The sequence below is a fragment of the Psychrosphaera algicola genome, assembly GCF_028401425.1.
GTDB lineage: Bacteria > Pseudomonadota > Gammaproteobacteria > Enterobacterales > Alteromonadaceae > Psychrosphaera > Psychrosphaera algicola.
This window is the reverse complement of sequence record NZ_JAQOMS010000002.1, coordinates 1,758,111-1,775,004: the sequence shown is the minus strand read 5'-3', so window position 1 is coordinate 1,775,004 and position 16,894 is coordinate 1,758,111. Positions and strand designations below refer to the sequence as shown.

The following is a 16,894-nucleotide window of genomic DNA, read 5'->3' as shown; positions in this document are numbered from 1 at the left end:
GGCGATAACTATCGCAATACAGATTAATTAGATGAGAACAAACATGACTGAGCAAATTCAAGACGAAAACAAATTGATTGCCGAACGTCGCGCGAAATTAGAAACAATTCGCGAGAACTGTGATGCAAATGGTCACCCAAATACGTTCCGTCGTGAACATTACAGTGACGACTTACAACAAGAATTTGGCGAAAAGTCGAAAGAAGAATTAGTTGCGCTAAATCATAAGGTCAGTATTGCTGGACGTATTATGGCTAAACGCGGCCCGTTTTTGTTATTACAAGACATGAAAGGTCGCATTCAGTCTTATGCATCAAAAGATGTTCAAAAAGATTTAAAAGCCAAATATGGCGTATTGGACATTGGCGACATCATTGGTGTGTCTGGGCCGTTAAATAAGTCGGGTAAAGGCGACTTATACGTTGATATGCAAAGTTATGAATTATTAACGAAGTCACTGCGTCCATTACCAGAAAAGTTCCATGGCTTGACTGACCAAGAAGCTAAGTATCGTCAACGTTATGTTGATTTGATCACAAACGAAGAGACACGTAAAACGTTTGTAGTGCGCTCTAAAGTCGTTGAAGGCATTCGTCGTTTCTTAGCTGACCGTGACTTTATGGAAGTTGAAACACCAATGTTGCAGGTTATTCCGGGTGGCGCTTCAGCACGTCCATTCATCACACATCACAATGCCATGTCTCGTGACATGTATTTACGTATTGCTCCGGAGTTATACCTAAAACGTTTGGTTGTTGGTGGTTTTGAACGTGTATTCGAAATCAACCGTAACTTCCGTAACGAAGGTTTGTCGACCCGTCATAATCCAGAATTTACTATGATCGAGTTTTACCAAGCGTATGCAGATTACAACGACTTGATGGACTTAACTGAAGAAATGCTTCGCAGTGTTTCTCAAAGCGTCTTAGGTACTGCGGTTGTTAAAAACACAGTGAAAAATGCCGAAGGTGAAGTGCTCGAAACTAAAGAATATGACTTTGGTAAACCCTTTACGCGTTTGACTATGGCTGATGCAGTTTTAAAATATTATGACGACGCAGCAAATAACCCTCAATGGGCGGCTGCGATTGCTGATCCGGTTAATAACTTAGAAACATTAAAAGTAATCGCTAAGGCATTGCACATCAAAGAACCTGAAGTTGAAGGTATCTGGGGTGCAGGTAAATACCTTTGTGAAATTTTTGAAGCGACAGCGGAAGAGCAACTAGACCAACCTACGTTTATCACAGGTTACCCGTGGGAAGTGTCACCATTAGCACGCCGTAACGATAACGATTCGTTTATTACTGACCGCTTTGAGTTTTTTGTTGGCGGTAGAGAATTAGCTAATGGTTTCTCTGAGTTGAATGATGCAGCTGACCAAGCCGCGCGTTTCCAAAAACAAGTTGAAGAAAAAGACGCTGGTGACATTGAAGCAATGCACTTTGATGAAGACTATATCCAAGCCTTAGAGTACGGTTTACCGCCGACGGCTGGTGAAGGTATCGGTATTGACCGCTTAGTGATGTTGTTGACCGATTCGCCAACGATCAAAGATGTAATTTTGTTCCCACACATGAAGCCAATCGCTACAGGCGAAGAAGCAGAATAAGTTTGAATGAATAAGTGACCAATGTGAAAAAACCGACATTAGTCGGTTTTTTATGTCTGAAATTTGCCCTATATTTAATATTAATACCAAGCTGCACAGGTTTAGAGTTTTAGCAGCGTTGCGATATCCGTCGCCCAGTCGATTGTAGGGAATTCTAATATGCGGCCAACTTCCGCGCCATCTTGTAAAACGATTACGGTCGGGGTGCGTTTAATATCGTTTAATTTGGCTTTTCCTGCCGGGTCTGACTTGTCTGTATCTAAACCATAATAAACAACCGATAGATTTTGATTACCGAGTTGCTCAAATAACTTTATCAGTCTTGGCACTTCACGTTGGCTATCGTGACACCATTGTCCAAAAAAGACCCTGATCTCAGTAGGAGTTGTATACTGACTCAATGCGGATAGTTGTTCATCGGTGAAAGTGACGTCATTTTGATGTGGTGCAAATGTTTCAAAATTCAGCAGGATATCTTCGCTACTGATAACGCCTACGTGATAATCGTTGTGAGCTGTCGAGCTAAAACTCAACAACAGAAGACACAAACTCGCTAATTTTATACGCATATTAAGGTTCTGTTTTTCCAATTGATAAGATTGTTCAGTATGCGTTAATGCAATGAAATAATGAATGTTTTGACCGAAAAAGTTTATCTGGCACTCTGCAATAAGTGTAAACATTTTGGAGGCCGAAACATGGAACATTCTCCAGGCTTTCTGCGCGTTGTTAGCGATATAAAACCGTTAATTACGGAAATTAATATCGACCAATATTTGTTAATTAATTCTGAACAAACCCCTTTCATCCTTATTGATGTAAGAGAAGATAACGAATGGGTTAAAGGGCATTTGCCTAATGCTATTCATATTGGAAGGGGCGTTCTAGAACGCGATATAGAACGTCAGATCCCTGACTTTCAAACCCGTATTGTACTGTACTGCGGTGGCGGATTTAGATCAGCGCTCGCCGCGGATATGCTCCAAAAACTTGGCTATACTCAAGTGAAGTCTCTCGATGGCGGTTTTAGAGCCTGGTGTGAGCGTTTATTACCTATTGACCATGGCGACACTGATTAATGCGACTAATACTACTTTGTCTTTTACTGTGCTTAAGTTTGCCCTTGTTGGCCGCTAAAACATTTATCACTAAGGCTGAAATCGATGTTTTTGATTTGCCCAATGGGGTAATTATAGAAAGCTGGCCAGACCGCACTTTGTTTACGTCAAGTGAGCAAGATGAAGAATGGATAGAAGTCACTGGGCATTTCCCCGAAGGCGAATGGCAACCCCTTGAACCTCATTTATACGTTTCAATAAAGGCTGCGTTAGAGGAGCGCACAGTGGTTTCCCATTCTGCGCCTCCCATGATAATTCATAAAGCACTAAAGTCTCGAAATACGAAGGCTAAGGCATATAAATTATTAGAGTCGACGTTATGGTACCCAGATCAACAAAGTGCATTGTCGGCGGCGCTTAAACAAAAAAATAAAACCGAACTTGAACCAGACAGTGCAACCGATGCTGATTTCGAGGATAGCGTGAATAATTACAAAAGCTCAACACAAACAGGTGGTGAGATTTTATTGGCGGATTCGGTTTTCACTACAAATGAAGAAGACCATCACACAATTCGGATCACCGGGCATTTCCCTGATGGGGCTTGGCAACCAGTTTCAGAGCCGATGTGGTTAGCTAAACCAGTCAAAGTCCAAAATCGAACGCGTCCTAAAATGTATGAAAGGGATGCAAACGCAAAACGTGTCGCGGTAATTGATAAAACCTCATTTAATGTATCTGTATTTGAAATCATCGACGGGCAAAGTACCAAGTTAGTAACAGCGCCGGTTGCACTTGGTTATGACCGATGTTTATCTGCCGCTAAAGGCGGTAAGTGTTATTACACCCCTGAAGGGCAGTTTGAAATTGAATTTAAGTTATTTGATCCCGACGGCATCAATTGGTGTGTTCCGAAAAAATGGAAGGCGAGTTTAGGCAAAAACTGGCAAAAGGCGAACGTTGTTGGCGCGGCATCATGGGTAACCATGCCATGCACTTTGGCAACTCATTGTTTTTACACGGGACATCTAACCCTCGTTCGATAGGAAGCCGTACGACTCACGGTTGTGTTAGGTTGCGAAATTCAGACATTGAAGTGTTTTTAGACTGTTACAAAACGGCGACAAAGTCATTGTTAGTGCGACACCTGAGGAACTTGATTTGGTTGCGTTAACCAATACTCAGTCCGATTTAGAAAACAAGCCCCTTGCCGATAATAAGGTAAGCGAGAGTGGCATTGAAAACCTAACTGAGCAAGATCGCAATACAGTGAGCAATGGTGAACTAACAGGGCAAGAAGTCGATACTTATGGTGATGAAACGACATCTAGCGACAACACATCAATCACCGGCAGCAAAGTGACAGAGCAGCTAGAAATAAATCCATTTGATATTGATATACAAGAGGTAAAACAACCTTCTGTCGAAAGCTCCGAAGATGAAAAGCGCCAAATAGGCATTGCTGAAATAGAAGCTGATCCTGCTTTATAAAAAATATTTTTACGAGTTTCTGCAAACTTGATTGTTAATAAAGCGTTAAGTTTGTAACGAATGGGGCTCGATCAAACGAGGGAGTTTCCTCAGATTAAATTGTTTAACAAGGAGAGTTACATTTGAAGTTCGGTTACATACTCTTAATGATTGCTTCAGTTTTTTCTATTAAAAGCTATGCATTTACGCAGGACGAAATTAATCATTTATTAACTTTTGTTAGCACAACATCTTGTACGTATGAGCGCAATGGTACTCGCCATAATGGGCAAGAGGCCATGGCACATATTAAGAAAAAATATGAGTATTATGCTGATGATATTCATTCGACAGAGGATTTTATAAAGTACTCAGCCACTAAAAGTAAAATGTCAGGTAAGCATTATAAAATCCACTGTGAAGGTAAGCCTGAGATTAAAAGTAAACAATGGCTGTTAGCCGAATTAGCCGCTTATAGAGCATCTAAGAAATAATCTAGATTAAGTTGTCAGCAAGACTGCTTGCTGTATGTTTCGGATTTCTATTGTTTTCTTGCTATGGCTTAAGGCCTAGATGAATTTACTATTTGTGTGCAGTCAAAATAACTTACGAAGTCCTACCGCTGAATCGGTATTTTCAGATATCGCGAATATTAGCGTCCGCTCAGCAGCGTTAAATAACCATGCAGAAATTCCATTAGGGGTTGAAGATGTGATTTGGGCTGATTACATTTTTGTTATGGAGCAATCACAGAAAAAGAAATTACGTTCACATTTTAAAATTCACTTAAATGCGCAGCGTGTTATTTGTTTGGGCATTCCTGACAATTATGAGTACATGGAACCTGCGCTAGTTGACTTATTTAAACAAAAAGTTGCTCAGTATGTCGATGTTTAGCATCTCTGATTGACCGATCAACATGAGCGAAATTTCGCTTTGTTATCACTCATTTTTAAAAACCAGGAAGTTAGGTAATGGAAAAATCAGGAAAAGAAATCGTAAAGTATGGGATTACATTTGGCACGGCACTTTCAATTGTAATTTCTTGGAGCGTTAATCAGTCAGTATTATGGGCAATATTTCATGGTTTTTTGTCATGGATTTACGTTTTGTGGCACGTGTTTACACGCTAAAACGAATTTTCAGCTTGATGGGAGCTGACTTTGTTTGGGCCTCGTTATGTAAAACGAGTACGAAGTCCAGGTCCTATTTTTATTAAATTTTTAACCTACAATTTTAGGCCTCTAGCGAGGCGCCTTGTTTACTGAAAGGCCATTTATGAGAACCACATTTGTTCGTTTGTTACTGTTGAGCCTAGTTACTTTGTTTGCGCAAAATGCATATAGCCAAGAAAACCTAGCCAGTAGCAATGAATTGTATACTGGCAAAGAGTTTAAAAAAGCGTTCTCAAATCCGAAGGATAACCCTAATTTGCCAAATGTTTTGCTTATTGGAGACTCTATTTCCATTGGTTATACGGTGCATGTTAGAAAGTTGCTGAAAGGTAAGGCGGATGTTTTTCGGATCCCGACAAATGGTCGATATTCTTCTTATGGATTAGAGCATATCGATGACTGGCTTGGGACGCTTAATTGGGATGTGATCAGTTTTAACTGGGGCTTGTGGGATATTTGCTATCGTCATCCTGAATCAAAAAATACTGGCCATAGAGACAAAATAAACGGGTCGTTGACGACAACGCCGACTCAGTACAAACAAAATATGACTCAGTTGATACATAGGCTAAAGGCTACTAAAGCTAAGCTTATTTGGTCTGCTACCACGCCTGTGCCAGAGGGTGAGGTTGGCAGAAAAGTTGGCGATGAAATTATTTATAACGATATCGTGAAGCAACTCGCGATGAAGAACAACATAGTGATCAATGATTTACATTCACATGCCTTGTTAAAAATACCAGCGATTCAAAAGAAACAAGGGGATGTTCATTTTACTTCCGCTGGTTATAAGTATTTAGCAAAACAGGTGTTTAAGGTAATAGCTCCACTACTTCCTAAACCATAGTCATTAAGCGGAGCATGAGCAGAGTCGGATTGATTACTTTGAAACTTATTTATACCGAATAGCGGTTACATCAAAAGTATGCTTCGTAATGAAAAACACGTAATGAAAAACAATGAATGAGCTAGTCTTTAACAATCGGTTGATTGTTGTCTTGCCAGCCGTCAAAGTCGCCATCTAGATGCACCATATTTGTTATCTTGTTAGAGGTAAGTACTGATTCAGCCTTGCCTGCTCGATAACCACTTTTGCAGTGCACCACGATAGTTTTATCCTGCCAAGTTTTAATCGTTTCTATATGTTCGCTAATGTTTTTGTGCGGAATGTTTACTGCACCAGCAATGTGACCAGCTTTAAATTCCTCAGCGGTTCTAACATCTAATACAATGTATTTTTCCCGTTCTTTATTAAGTTGCTCAGCATCAATTAGCTCCAAAGAACCAAAGTAGGCTGCACCTGATGAAAAACTAAATAAGGTTAACAGTGACAAAAAAGTGAAGTTAATTTCATTTATTTTAATCCAATAATAAGAAGAACCGTTACCAATAACGTTAGCGTAAATATCTTAAAGCGCACGATCCAATTTAATAATTGGGTTATATGTTCGGGGCCAATAGCTTTAGCGAAGTTTATTCTTGGCCTAGGGACTTTATGGTCGTTTAACATCAGCGGTCCCGCTAATTCACATTTGCAACCAGCAGAAACAATTGCGAGCCATAATAAGTGCGTTAGCGAGCCTCTATTTTCTGTCCATTGTTTTTTTGTATTTGAAAAAGTGTTTAACCATCCAGGACTAGAACAAAATACTGAAAACATAGGGGCCAAAAATAGAGAAGGAATAAAGCTTAAAGTGTCTAGCATTCGAGTTGAAAATTGACCAAAGTCGCTTATCTTTTTGTCGTAGGACAACCATGCAAATTGTGTAGCGACGATGGCAATATAAAGCAGGCTACCTGCTGCGCCGAACAAACCGAACGCAATCAGAGGGAACAGCCAACCATGCACAAAACGAAAGATCAAAAGCTCGAGAATCAGTTTATTGATACCAAGTAAACTTAGTTTGGTGGTATCCCAAATAGTGATGGTTGCTAATAAGGTTCGTGCCGCACTTTTTTGGTTGTTTTCTAAAAGTGGTCGAAGTTGCTGAAATACGCGGGTATGAGTCGACAGGCTCAAGCTAAGGTAAAGTAAAAACCTTGAGTCCAGACATCGTTTTCAAAGGCGAACAAAACGGCAAACAGCACTATAGCGATAAATACAAGATAGAACACAAGAGCTAACACACCATTTAATGTGTGATTAATGTTGGTTCTTTGAAGTCGCAATTTGACACGTATTGCATTGGTCAAACCGATGAACAGATTTTCAATATGAAAGCGATTGCCAAGTGGCAGCAACCATTCGATAACAATCACCAGAATGACCATTGCCAATTCTGGTGATTGTTGTAGCACAGGCCAACCTTCCAAAAGGTTCAAATTTGGCAGGCCAGTTATGCGCTAATTTTTGAGATGAGGTTCAAAACCAATTGGGAAGAATTTTTAGAGGCAATTTCCAAATAGGCTTCAAACGATACCGGAGATTCTTGACCGGCAATATCAGATAATGAACGGATAACGACAAATGGGGTATTTAATTGATGACATACTTGAGCAATAGCCGCGCCTTCCATCTCAACTGCTAACATATCTGGAAAACGAACGCGGGTTTCTTCGATCCGAGCTGGGTCACACATAAAACTGTCGCCAGTGGCTACAAGCCCAACTTTACAATTTATGTCGGTTAGTTCGGCAATTGAATCTTGGGTTAACGCTATTAATGTTGGATCTGCAACAAAACGAGCCGGCATGTTTGGCACTTGGCCATAAACATAATCAAATGCTGTTACGTCAACATCATGATGGACAAGTTCGTTCCCTACCGTAATATCACCTACTTTAAGACTTGAGTCAAAACCACCTGCAGAGCCGGTATTTATAACATAGTCAGGTTTGAATAATTGAATCACGAGTGTTGTTGCAACGGCAGAAGCAACCTTACCTATACCCGATTGAACCAATACAACGGACTTATTATCAATCGTTCCTTGGTAAAAACAAAAATCAGCCACGTTTGTGGACTTTATATTTTGTAGTTGGTCTTTTAAAATAGCGATTTCTGGTGCCATAGCGCCAATGATTGCGATTGTCATGAGTAGGTAAATCCCTAATTGCAATTTGGATATAAAGGTTAATTAAAACCGTAATATACATAATAAAAAATACATTATAAGTTAACTTGGTGGGGTTTTCTATTTGCGATTTTTTATTCTATACTGGCCTAGAATTATAAAAACACCAAACATGGAAAGAAGATGTCGATTCGTAGTATTGCAACGTGTATAAGCTTGGTTTTAGTCAGCATGAATTGTAGCGCTGAAGATAAAAACTACCCCGGTTTGAATTCTACACAAGTCGGTATGCAAACAATTCGTTATCAAGAATCACTGAAAGATTTTGCTGGCATTGGCGACTTAGCGACGGATATCAGTGTCACAAATACTGTTCTTTATGCGAGCTCCTATACTAGTCTCACCGGCAAATGGGGCTTTTTACTCAATACTAAATCCGATGTTACCAAAGAATATACCAAAGACACTTGGTCGGTTGGCGAGTACGGTATTGTTCAACAAAATACCAGTAAATTAAGTTTAGCCGATATGGTCGCCTAGGGGTTTATCATGTTGATGATGAATTTTATGTCGCATTTGGTGGCCAATTAAAAACCATAGGTTTTGTGCGTTCAAATTTTGAAGCAATAGGCCGTGCAGCTGAACTAAATAACGAAATTAGAGAAAGTGATAAATATTTCACTGATCCTAACCCACCTCAAATTTTGACATCACCACTCGCCATAGAAGAAGATCTAACATATTTTAATGCGATTGCAGGCATTCACTACAATACGGCTTTTTCCAATGCTAGAAAGCGATTGACTTGGCATGTCGGGGCAAACTTGGCGTTGCCAGTATTAGCGACGGCGAAAAATTCACAACTAGAGCAGCAATATGGAATTGAATCGATAGATGAATCTTTTAATGGATTTGAGGCAAGGTTAAATGCTGGCGTAAGTTATGAAATTAAAAAGGGCATTGCACTCACGTTTAATGCGGATTTTATGATGGCTCAATTTAGTGAAATGAGCACCACATTTAAAGATGAAAATAGCGGTGGAATTGAACGTACGGCCTCTATTCCAGACATTGATATGTCTGGGACGCAGTTTAGTTTTGGAATACTTTGGATCAATTAAAATTATACGGCATGTAAGACAAGGAAATAAAAATGACAAATTGGCTTAAAACAACGGGGATAGTTTTTTGCTCCGTTTTGCTTTTTGGTTGTCTGGATAAAGATGACGAAGTTCAAGTTACTCAAGGCGCAATAATTGACCGTCAGACCGAAGCTTCGCTTTCAATTGTGGCTGCTCAAATGGTTGAGATTCAAGAGCAAACAGCTTGGTCGATTCGAGCTGATGTAACCGCAACAAACGGCATTGAAGAGTTACCGAGCCAAGTGCGTTGGGAAGTTGTGGACGCGCCGTCTGGTTTTACAATGCCATTGGTTTGGACCGACGTAGTTGATGGTTCATCTATAGTTGATTTCACAACCCCTGACATCAGCGAAGACCAACAAGTTACGTTAAGAGTTTACGCCGAAGTCGTTGAGTCAGACACGGTAGCCGCAGCCCAGATATTTCATGATATTACGCTAGAGCTTTATGCTAATGGCGAAATTGTCATTTCAGGTGCTGTTGTTGATGATCCAATCCCAAACGCGATAGTGACAATTCGTGTCGGTGAAGAAACCTTTGAAGTTGTTGCAGATGAAAATGGCCTTTACCGTATCCCAATTGAATTTGTTGATGAAGACGCCGTATTTGAAGTTACTGCTGTAGGTCAGCCTTAGTAGCGGTTTTGAATCTGTCGAATTTAAATCTTATTTAGGCGATGGTAAATCGCTTCTTGAAGATGCCGGCAGTGACGGAGAATTAACAGCCTCTGAAAATATCAATATTAATGTATCTAACGTCACCACGGCGATTTACGTTCTTGTTCAAGATATCATTGAAGAGCAAAGTGGCGAAACAGCCCCTGTAGAAGGTGCCGTATTAAATCAAGGCGAGTACGACGCATTAGTTGAACAAGTTGACAATGAAGAGGTTATTCAAGTTGCTGCGGTCATTCAGTTAGTTGTCGATTACGGCGCGGATTTACCTGAAAATACCAACACAGTTTTAGAACTGGTTGAGGACCTAATAAAAGATGAGCAGGCCAAAGATCTGTTTGTTCAAGAAAGTATCGAACAAGTTGTTGCCGAAAACAATGACATTGACACTCTGACCCTCGAAGACCTTGTAGAAGATATAATTGAAGACGAAAACTTGGTTCCAAGTGCCGATGAGCAAGAGTTTATTGGCAACTATGTGGTCGCAAACACCGTTCGTTCATTTAGTAGTTTATTTAAAAATTCTAAATTGTTATTTGGCGGTGTATCGTTAAACGCAAATAATGTCGGTACTGTTAGTCAATTTCTAACCGCTGGCGATCGTTCTTTCAGCTGGGCAGTTTCTGGTACTCAAGTAATTGCGACATTTGATTCATCGTTTACTTTGTCTGAGCCTCTTTATCCCGCAAAGGACGACAATACATTATTCATTAACGGTTTTTCAATTAACCAGTTAGCTAATAACGCCAATGGCCGCAGTTGGTTGGTGAGAGTGAGAGGAGAGTACCGTAATAATACAAGTGGCGAAACAACGTCATTTCAATCAGAAAGTGTATCTATTACGTCAATTAATCAGTCTGACTTAATCGCGTACAATACATCATCGTTGCTGAACAAAGAATTGTTCCTTACTGTTGTTGATAATTCGTCAGCACCAACGGACAACGCACTGCTAAATGCCTCATCACAAATGTTGATGTTTGGTGAAGATTCTCAAGGCAGTTTCACTAATTCTAATGGTAATTTGGTCAATTTTAATTGGACTATCGATGCTTTAGGTAGCTTAAATGTTGCTATCGTAGGTAGTGCTGGAACCCCTTCTCAAAATATTACTTACCGACGGGTTCGTAAAGTAACAGACTCTATTGCTTACAATGTTTCGACTGTTGTGAATATAGATAACAATACCTATGCGTTTTCTGACTTAGCTTACAACTTAAGTAACAGCGCGTTACCAAGCGACTTTAGTTTTAACAAAACCTATAAAACTGTGGGCTCGGACGACACCTTTACGTTATTGCCTGACAATACCGGGTTCTATTATTACCCAGCTAACGCAACTAAGTTTGAACATTTTTCATATTCGGTTTCATCAAATACCGTGAATATTTCAAGCTATGGTACGCAAGGTCGTAAATGTGTTGTTGGCACGCCGTGTGCCCTCTCAAAGAGTGTTGAGATTGAGTTTGATAGTTTTGTTAATAGTCGATTAACCTTCCATTCTGTGGAAAGTAAATCAGGCATGAACAGAAGGTAGCGTGGCGATTGCAAAATCTATTCGTGACGCCGTTCTAACTAAATCTTCTATTCCTGCAACGCTTAGTTTGTATTTTGCAGAGTCAGATTCAGTTTATAGTTATTTCTTAAATCAAGATGGTTCTGGGCAAGTAAATGCCGGCAGTGAGACTGGAGTTTGTAGTGCTGTATCATGGGATGTTTCAGATGAGGGACGATTGGTCGTCACTGAAAATAGTACCGATACAACATTTAGATTATTGGCAGGGTCAGTTAAACAGGGGGTTTTCTGGGCAACAACTGGTGCGACTTCAAAACTCTTCTCAACAACTTCAAAAGTTAATGCCTGTGCCGATGTTGCAGAAACATTTATACCGCTTATCGATGAGAATATCACTTTAGGAAACTATCGTTTAGATGATACTGAAACGGGCAATCAGGTCGTCATTCGTTTCAATGAAGATAAAACGGGTTACTTAATTAACGGCGCGGAATATTACAATGCGGAATTAGCCGATTCGATGAGTAATTACCTCGCTCCTTTAACGTGGGCTATTAATTCCGAAGGGCGGTTAAATCTTAGCGTCAGTGGCTCTTCTTCTATTGAATTACTATTAAAACAAAATACGTTTACTTCTGGAACCGTGCAACTTTCTCGAGATACAACCAATAATAACGAATTTGACGAGGTGACGTCATTTGCCATTAGTTATATTAAAGGCTGTAATCAAGATTTTGATGGCGATGGAATTAGCAACTGTTTTGATAAAGATGACGACAACGATGGTGCAGAAGACTCAGTTGATGCTTTCCCATTAAATTCAGCAGAAACCTCCGACTTTGATAAAGATGGTATTGGCGACAATGCTGACTTAGATGATGATAATGACGGTGTAGCCGATGAAATTGACGCCGATCCATTTGATCCATTAGTCGGTGAACGTAAAGAGTTTACAACGGCTATGGTAGACGGCAAAGTCTTCGTAAGCACTGGTGTTTGGCAAAATGGCATTTTACCGCAAAGTGCTGAAACCTTTACGTTTGGCAGCAGTAAAACACTGATCGCAGATCACGGTTTACAAAATGGGATAACTCAAGCTGAGTTTGACTGGCGTATAAGTGATGATGCTGTGGTGTTGGAAAATGGCGCAACTGTAAACAGTGAAACAATTTATTACCCATTTGATCAAATTTTAGAGCGCTTTGCATTCAGCCAAGAAGTTGTTGATGAATTAAATAGCGCCTATGAAAATGGCCAGTTAGGCCAGAATTGGATTATGGTGTCATCGGGTGTCGTAAATAAATCAATTGTTTTGGTTGATGACAGCGTACCTTAGTGAACTGGAAGTAAATGTTGAAGACACCTACGCCTTTGAAATTGAACCAATTACTGACTATGTCTTTATTAATGATCCTCGTAAAGAAGAAATGTTGGGTAGTTACAGCGCTAAATTGTTTGATGTTAGCGCCAATATATCGTTAGGTTCGAGTGTGTCAGACGTCGTTGGGCGTTGGATTTTAAATTATGATTACACCTTAACCAGCGAACTAGCGTTTTCTCAAAATTACGCTTTATTAAGTGATTTATTCACAATCACAAATGACAATATTGCGTTTACCGAAATTGCTCAAGACAACTTCAATGTGTCAATGAATAATGGCGCACTAGTCTTAACAAGCGGTGAGGTTAGTTATACTTATACAGCGGTACAGCAAGAAGGTAATCTGTATTTAGCTACGGTTGATAAGCAAGTAAATGGTGTAAGTGAATTTGTTCTTGCAGTGCTAATAGCGTCATTCGACGACTCCGCGTCAACCTTCATTGGTGGTTTAGGTAAAGAGTTCCCAAATGTTCATATAGCGCACATAAACAGTGGCTATGCAGATCAGTGGGACGGCGATAAACTTAAAATTGAAAATGTTTGGGGTTATCGTTTTGGACCAAATGGCGTATTAAATAGAGGGATTACAGGCAAAAAAGGGACCATGTATAACGAAGGTGTCGACTTCTTTACTTTAGGCACTGAATGGACTTGGGATGCTAATGACAGTCAGGTATTTCTTGAAATATTGTATGACGAAAACACAGCTTACGAAAATCACTATCTAAGAACATGGGATGTCATCGCTACGAATAGCTCGGGTTTCACCGCGGTATTTGAACGTGAAAGACGAACTCAAGATTGGAACTACGACGGAACGATTACCGCTGATGAGGAAGATCGCTGGTATATTTTACCTCGTATTAACTTCATTGCACCTGACGATTTAAGCCGTTATCAGCCTGCTTGGGACAATACGGTAGCAATAGGAAGTTTTTCTGATGACGACACCGACGGCGATAATATTCCTAATAATTCCGATAACGATGACGATAATGACGGTTACTCAGATTTAGTTGAATTGCAACTTGGTACTGATCCTTTGGATCCGGCGAGCAATGGTGACGATTTTGACGGCGACGGTATTATCGACGCAAACGATGATGACGACGACAACGACGGGGTACTAGATGCTGATGACATAGCACCAACTGATCCTCGTGTTGGCGCTAAACTGACCATCGACTCGTCAGTAATTGATAACACTTACTTAGAAATCACAAATTCTCCTTTGGCTAAACCGAGCTTCTCCATTGAAGAAAGTGGGGCGTTAGTATCGTTTGATCATTCTACTGGTGTGTTTGTTTATGCAGACGACCAAACTTATGAAGTTGGTACGTTCGCAATTGTTGATGATGTTTTAATCATTGATTCAGAATCTGACGTGGATACCTATATTGAAGATGTTTTCTATCTCGCTGAAATGGGGATAATTGATTATCAAACGGCGGAATCCTATTACAACATAATAGGCTCATCTGACGTTGTTGTTAGAGAGCAAAGCATTGGCAATGATCTTTATCTCATTAAACAAGATGGCTTAGTCGATACATTTTATACAATTGAGAAAGAACAGATCTTATTTGTTAATGACTGGCAAAGAGAGTTGTTAACAGGGTCAACATCGTTAACCCCACTATTAGTCGAAAACGCAGAAATTGTGGAGTTAACAAGGCTAAGTGACTCAACATCTATTCCTTTTGTTGATTCTGAAATTGTAGACAAAACATGGGCGATGCCAGTCCTTATCGATACTCGTTCAGACGACTCGATGATTAAAGATGTTGCCGTTGAGTTCTCGTCGACAACATTTGAGTCTAAAGTTTTGGATATTCAAGGTTCGTGGGCAATAGATATAGATGGTAAATTGCACCTAACGACAGAGGATGGTGATTTAATTGTTCTCACTCGTTATGACGAATTTGATGGGATGTCATCTGTTCATTCATTAGTTACGACTCAGCTTAAAGAGCAAATAGAGGGCGCGTGGATTGATGGTACCGGTGGGTACGATATGCCAACACCAGTTGCGACTGCAACACAAAATCAAGCCGTAATTTATTATAATCGTGAAGATAAAAACTTCACCGGTTGGACATTACATGTATGGTCCGGTGGAGAATGTACAGGCTCATTGGTAACTGATACTGAATGGAATGATGGCTTAGAACCCGATGGCATAGATCCAGAATTTGGTGCCTATTGGACAGTTGACACAGTTGATGACAATAGTTGTATTAACTTTATTCCACACAACGTCAATGAAGGCATTCAGACTCAGGACTTTAAAGCTTATCTCGCTGAGAGTGATACCAATCAGTTCTTTGTATTGTCTTTAAATGACAGGGATGGTTGGGACACCACTGATGTTTTAACGAACCCACGTACATATGCTTCGTTGGATATCTACAATATGGTTGACGCTGTATTAAGCGATTATAGGTACATCGGTGCTCAAGATTCAGCTGCGAGCTTTGCAGGTATCGCAGATCATCTTGTAAACTTTAGTTGGGACCTACTAGACCCTGATAACTACGATGAAAGCGGTAATCCATATCCTCATGATTTTGACTTCTTAGTTACTTTGAATTCAGGTCACTTTATTTGGGAAACCGGCGGTTTTGATTACAACTCAGTCGTGGAAAATCAGCGTTGGGAGATTGACCCAATCGATGGCTCGTTTGTCGAACGTTATATTGTTAACCGCAGCGACATGGCGGAAAATTCTGACTGTACAGTTAATGATATCGACTGTGTTATTCACTATGAATATCGATTCACTCCACTTTCAACAGTAGGTAATCGCACTTACTTTGTTGGTTCATATTTCTATAACCCTACCGCTTGGGCTGGGCAATATGATCCAATGGACATAAATGCAGATACGTTTAATGTTGGTTTCTTAGAGACTTCGGAATTTAGCGATTTTGATTTTGACTTAGACGGTATTTCAGATACTTGGGATAACGATGACGACAATGATGGAGTAAACGACAATGACGATAGTTTCCCATTTGATCCTAATGAGTCGCACGATACAGACCAAGACGGGATAGGTAATAACGCCGACTTAGACGATGATAATGACGGTGTTGACGATGAAAACGATGTCGATCCTCTCGATCCAGAATATGGTGTAAAGGTTGAGATTAATGCCAATTCATTTACTAACGAATACATTCTGATCTCTTCTGGTCGTGGATCAAATCCAGACTTTAACTTGTTTACCGCAAATGGCATTCGCTTGTCTTATGGGGCAAATGGTGAATACCGTGCTTCTAATTTTAATGGTGATATTTCAGGAACTTGGAGCGTAGTTAATAATACAGCGATTGCCGACTTGAATGGCGACACTGAAGTTGTATGGTTTACGGCTTGGGATCTTCTTGATGTTGGTGTTGTCGACTTCGATACTGCGTTGCGTTTTGTTGATGAATTTGGTGAAAACAGCTTTGAAGTTGAAGTTAGAAGTACGAAAGAAGAGCTGTCGTTAATTGAAGAAAGCCAGTTGGAACGCCACTTTAGGATAGTAACCACAGCTTCGTATTTACCTGTTGATGATAACTACCGAGAAGCGTTATATGGTTCTGTTGGTGCGGCGGCAAAATTAGCGATAAGAAACCAATATAATGCGACTTATCGTGTTGAATCTGAAATGCAATTTGACACTTTATCAACGGCCAATTTTAACGGTGTCTACACGTTCCTAGGTTTACCATATGACTCAGACGACGATGGTGAAATCGATTCTACCATCACTGATATAGTTGATATGAACAACAATGTATCGATAACCGGTTTGACTCCTGACTTTACCTGTAGCAGGTTGTAAATAGCGAGTTGGTACTTACT

Annotated in this window: 19 protein-coding genes; 14 read left to right on the top strand and 5 right to left on the bottom strand. The window is 40.1% G+C overall.

Annotated elements, in window-relative coordinates; genetic code table 11:
* Positions 1–43 precede the first annotated feature (43 nt).
* The gene (lysS, locus tag PN838_RS09445) at positions 44–1,612 is read left to right on the top strand and encodes a lysine--tRNA ligase (protein ID WP_272180503.1); all 1,569 of its coding nucleotides are present in this window, start codon (positions 44–46) and stop codon (positions 1,610–1,612) included.
* Between the two features lie 101 nt (positions 1,613–1,713).
* Here the strand turns inward: lysS and PN838_RS09440 are convergent, their stop codons facing one another.
* Positions 1,714–2,295, bottom strand: a complete 582-nt coding sequence (locus tag PN838_RS09440) for a TlpA family protein disulfide reductase (protein ID WP_272180502.1) — start codon at positions 2,293–2,295, stop codon at positions 1,714–1,716.
* Positions 2,296–2,310: 15 nt separating this feature from the next.
* Here PN838_RS09440 and PN838_RS09435 point away from each other — a divergent pair, with 15 nt between their 5' ends.
* The 7 genes from PN838_RS09435 (at position 2,311) to PN838_RS09410 (ending at position 6,162) form a co-directional block, all read left to right on the top strand.
* Positions 2,311–2,691, top strand: a complete 381-nt coding sequence (locus PN838_RS09435) for a rhodanese-like domain-containing protein (protein ID WP_272180501.1) — start codon at positions 2,311–2,313, stop codon at positions 2,689–2,691.
* Positions 2,691–3,716, top strand: a complete 1,026-nt coding sequence (locus tag PN838_RS09430; RefSeq protein WP_272180500.1) for a hypothetical protein — start codon at positions 2,691–2,693, stop codon at positions 3,714–3,716. The genes PN838_RS09435 and PN838_RS09430 overlap by 1 nt, the downstream gene beginning before the upstream one ends.
* Positions 3,647–3,844 (top strand): L,D-transpeptidase, encoded by a 198-nt coding sequence (locus PN838_RS27180; protein WP_370661018.1) that lies wholly within the window; start codon positions 3,647–3,649, stop codon positions 3,842–3,844. The genes PN838_RS09430 and PN838_RS27180 overlap by 70 nt, the downstream gene beginning before the upstream one ends.
* Positions 3,832–4,161, top strand: a complete 330-nt coding sequence (locus PN838_RS09425; RefSeq protein WP_272180499.1) for a hypothetical protein — start codon at positions 3,832–3,834, stop codon at positions 4,159–4,161. Before PN838_RS27180 ends, PN838_RS09425 begins: the two co-directional genes overlap by 13 nt.
* A 122-nt stretch (positions 4,162–4,283) precedes the next feature.
* A complete protein-coding gene (locus PN838_RS09420; protein WP_272180498.1) occupies positions 4,284–4,634 on the top strand; it encodes a DUF5329 family protein in 351 nt (116 codons plus the stop codon).
* Between the two features lie 79 nt (positions 4,635–4,713).
* A complete protein-coding gene (locus PN838_RS09415) occupies positions 4,714–5,037 on the top strand; it encodes a low molecular weight protein tyrosine phosphatase family protein (protein WP_272180497.1) in 324 nt (107 codons plus the stop codon).
* Between the two features lie 381 nt (positions 5,038–5,418).
* Positions 5,419–6,162, top strand: a complete 744-nt coding sequence (locus tag PN838_RS09410; RefSeq protein WP_272180496.1) for an SGNH/GDSL hydrolase family protein — start codon at positions 5,419–5,421, stop codon at positions 6,160–6,162.
* Between the two features lie 121 nt (positions 6,163–6,283).
* Here the strand turns inward: PN838_RS09410 and PN838_RS09405 are convergent, their stop codons facing one another.
* Genes PN838_RS09405 through mtnN form a run of 4 tightly spaced genes read right to left on the bottom strand, consistent with a single transcriptional unit; the run spans position 6,284 to position 8,350 of the window.
* Complete coding sequence (locus tag PN838_RS09405; RefSeq protein ID WP_272180495.1) at positions 6,284–6,649, bottom strand: rhodanese-like domain-containing protein; 366 nt, start codon at positions 6,647–6,649, stop codon at positions 6,284–6,286.
* 20 nt (positions 6,650–6,669) lie between these two features.
* Complete coding sequence (locus PN838_RS09400) at positions 6,670–7,335, bottom strand: cobalamin biosynthesis protein (RefSeq protein ID WP_272180494.1); 666 nt, start codon at positions 7,333–7,335, stop codon at positions 6,670–6,672.
* A complete protein-coding gene (locus PN838_RS09395) occupies positions 7,332–7,613 on the bottom strand; it encodes a hypothetical protein (RefSeq protein ID WP_272180493.1) in 282 nt (93 codons plus the stop codon). The genes PN838_RS09400 and PN838_RS09395 overlap by 4 nt, the downstream gene beginning before the upstream one ends.
* Positions 7,614–7,651: 38 nt before the next feature.
* Entirely contained in the window at positions 7,652–8,350 is a 699-nt protein-coding gene (gene mtnN / locus PN838_RS09390; protein WP_272180492.1) for a 5'-methylthioadenosine/S-adenosylhomocysteine nucleosidase, read from the bottom strand.
* A 162-nt stretch (positions 8,351–8,512) separates the two neighbouring features.
* Here mtnN and PN838_RS09385 point away from each other — a divergent pair, with 162 nt between their 5' ends.
* From PN838_RS09385 to PN838_RS09360, 6 genes are all read left to right on the top strand, one after another.
* A complete protein-coding gene (locus tag PN838_RS09385; RefSeq protein ID WP_272180491.1) occupies positions 8,513–8,869 on the top strand; it encodes a hypothetical protein in 357 nt (118 codons plus the stop codon).
* Between the two features lie 65 nt (positions 8,870–8,934).
* Complete coding sequence (locus tag PN838_RS09380; protein ID WP_272180490.1) at positions 8,935–9,450, top strand: hypothetical protein; 516 nt, start codon at positions 8,935–8,937, stop codon at positions 9,448–9,450.
* Between the two features lie 32 nt (positions 9,451–9,482).
* Positions 9,483–10,106 carry a hypothetical protein gene (locus PN838_RS09375; protein ID WP_272180489.1) on the top strand — a complete coding sequence of 208 codons (624 nt, stop codon included), beginning with the start codon at positions 9,483–9,485 and terminating at the stop codon, positions 10,104–10,106.
* 475 nt (positions 10,107–10,581) lie between these two features.
* Entirely contained in the window at positions 10,582–11,682 is a 1,101-nt protein-coding gene (locus tag PN838_RS09370; RefSeq protein ID WP_272180488.1) for a hypothetical protein, read from the top strand.
* Position 11,683: 1 nt separating this feature from the next.
* Positions 11,684–12,997, top strand: a complete 1,314-nt coding sequence (locus tag PN838_RS09365; protein ID WP_272180487.1) for a thrombospondin type 3 repeat-containing protein — start codon at positions 11,684–11,686, stop codon at positions 12,995–12,997.
* Positions 12,981–16,874, top strand: a complete 3,894-nt coding sequence (locus PN838_RS09360) for a pullulanase-associated domain-containing protein (protein ID WP_272182556.1) — start codon at positions 12,981–12,983, stop codon at positions 16,872–16,874. Before PN838_RS09365 ends, PN838_RS09360 begins: the two co-directional genes overlap by 17 nt.
* The last annotated feature ends 20 nt before the right edge of the window (positions 16,875–16,894 follow it).

Bases quoted from the DNA above. Each gene is read 5' to 3' on its own strand.
- lysS (WP_272180503.1), top strand. From the start codon at position 44: ATGACTGAGCAAATTCAAGACGAAAACAAATTGATTGCCGAACGTCGC.
- PN838_RS09440 (WP_272180502.1), bottom strand. From the start codon at position 2,295: ATGTTTACACTTATTGCAGAGTGCCAGATAAACTTTTTCGGTCAAAAC.
- PN838_RS09435 (WP_272180501.1), top strand. From the start codon at position 2,311: ATGGAACATTCTCCAGGCTTTCTGCGCGTTGTTAGCGATATAAAACCG.
- PN838_RS09430 (WP_272180500.1), top strand. From the start codon at position 2,691: ATGCGACTAATACTACTTTGTCTTTTACTGTGCTTAAGTTTGCCCTTG.
- PN838_RS27180 (WP_370661018.1), top strand. From the start codon at position 3,647: ATGGGTAACCATGCCATGCACTTTGGCAACTCATTGTTTTTACACGGG.
- PN838_RS09415 (WP_272180497.1), top strand. From the start codon at position 4,714: ATGAATTTACTATTTGTGTGCAGTCAAAATAACTTACGAAGTCCTACC.
- PN838_RS09410 (WP_272180496.1), top strand. From the start codon at position 5,419: ATGAGAACCACATTTGTTCGTTTGTTACTGTTGAGCCTAGTTACTTTG.
- mtnN (WP_272180492.1), bottom strand. From the start codon at position 8,350: ATGACAATCGCAATCATTGGCGCTATGGCACCAGAAATCGCTATTTTA.
- PN838_RS09385 (WP_272180491.1), top strand. From the start codon at position 8,513: ATGTCGATTCGTAGTATTGCAACGTGTATAAGCTTGGTTTTAGTCAGC.
- PN838_RS09375 (WP_272180489.1), top strand. From the start codon at position 9,483: ATGACAAATTGGCTTAAAACAACGGGGATAGTTTTTTGCTCCGTTTTG.
- PN838_RS09360 (WP_272182556.1), top strand. From the start codon at position 12,981: ATGACAGCGTACCTTAGTGAACTGGAAGTAAATGTTGAAGACACCTAC.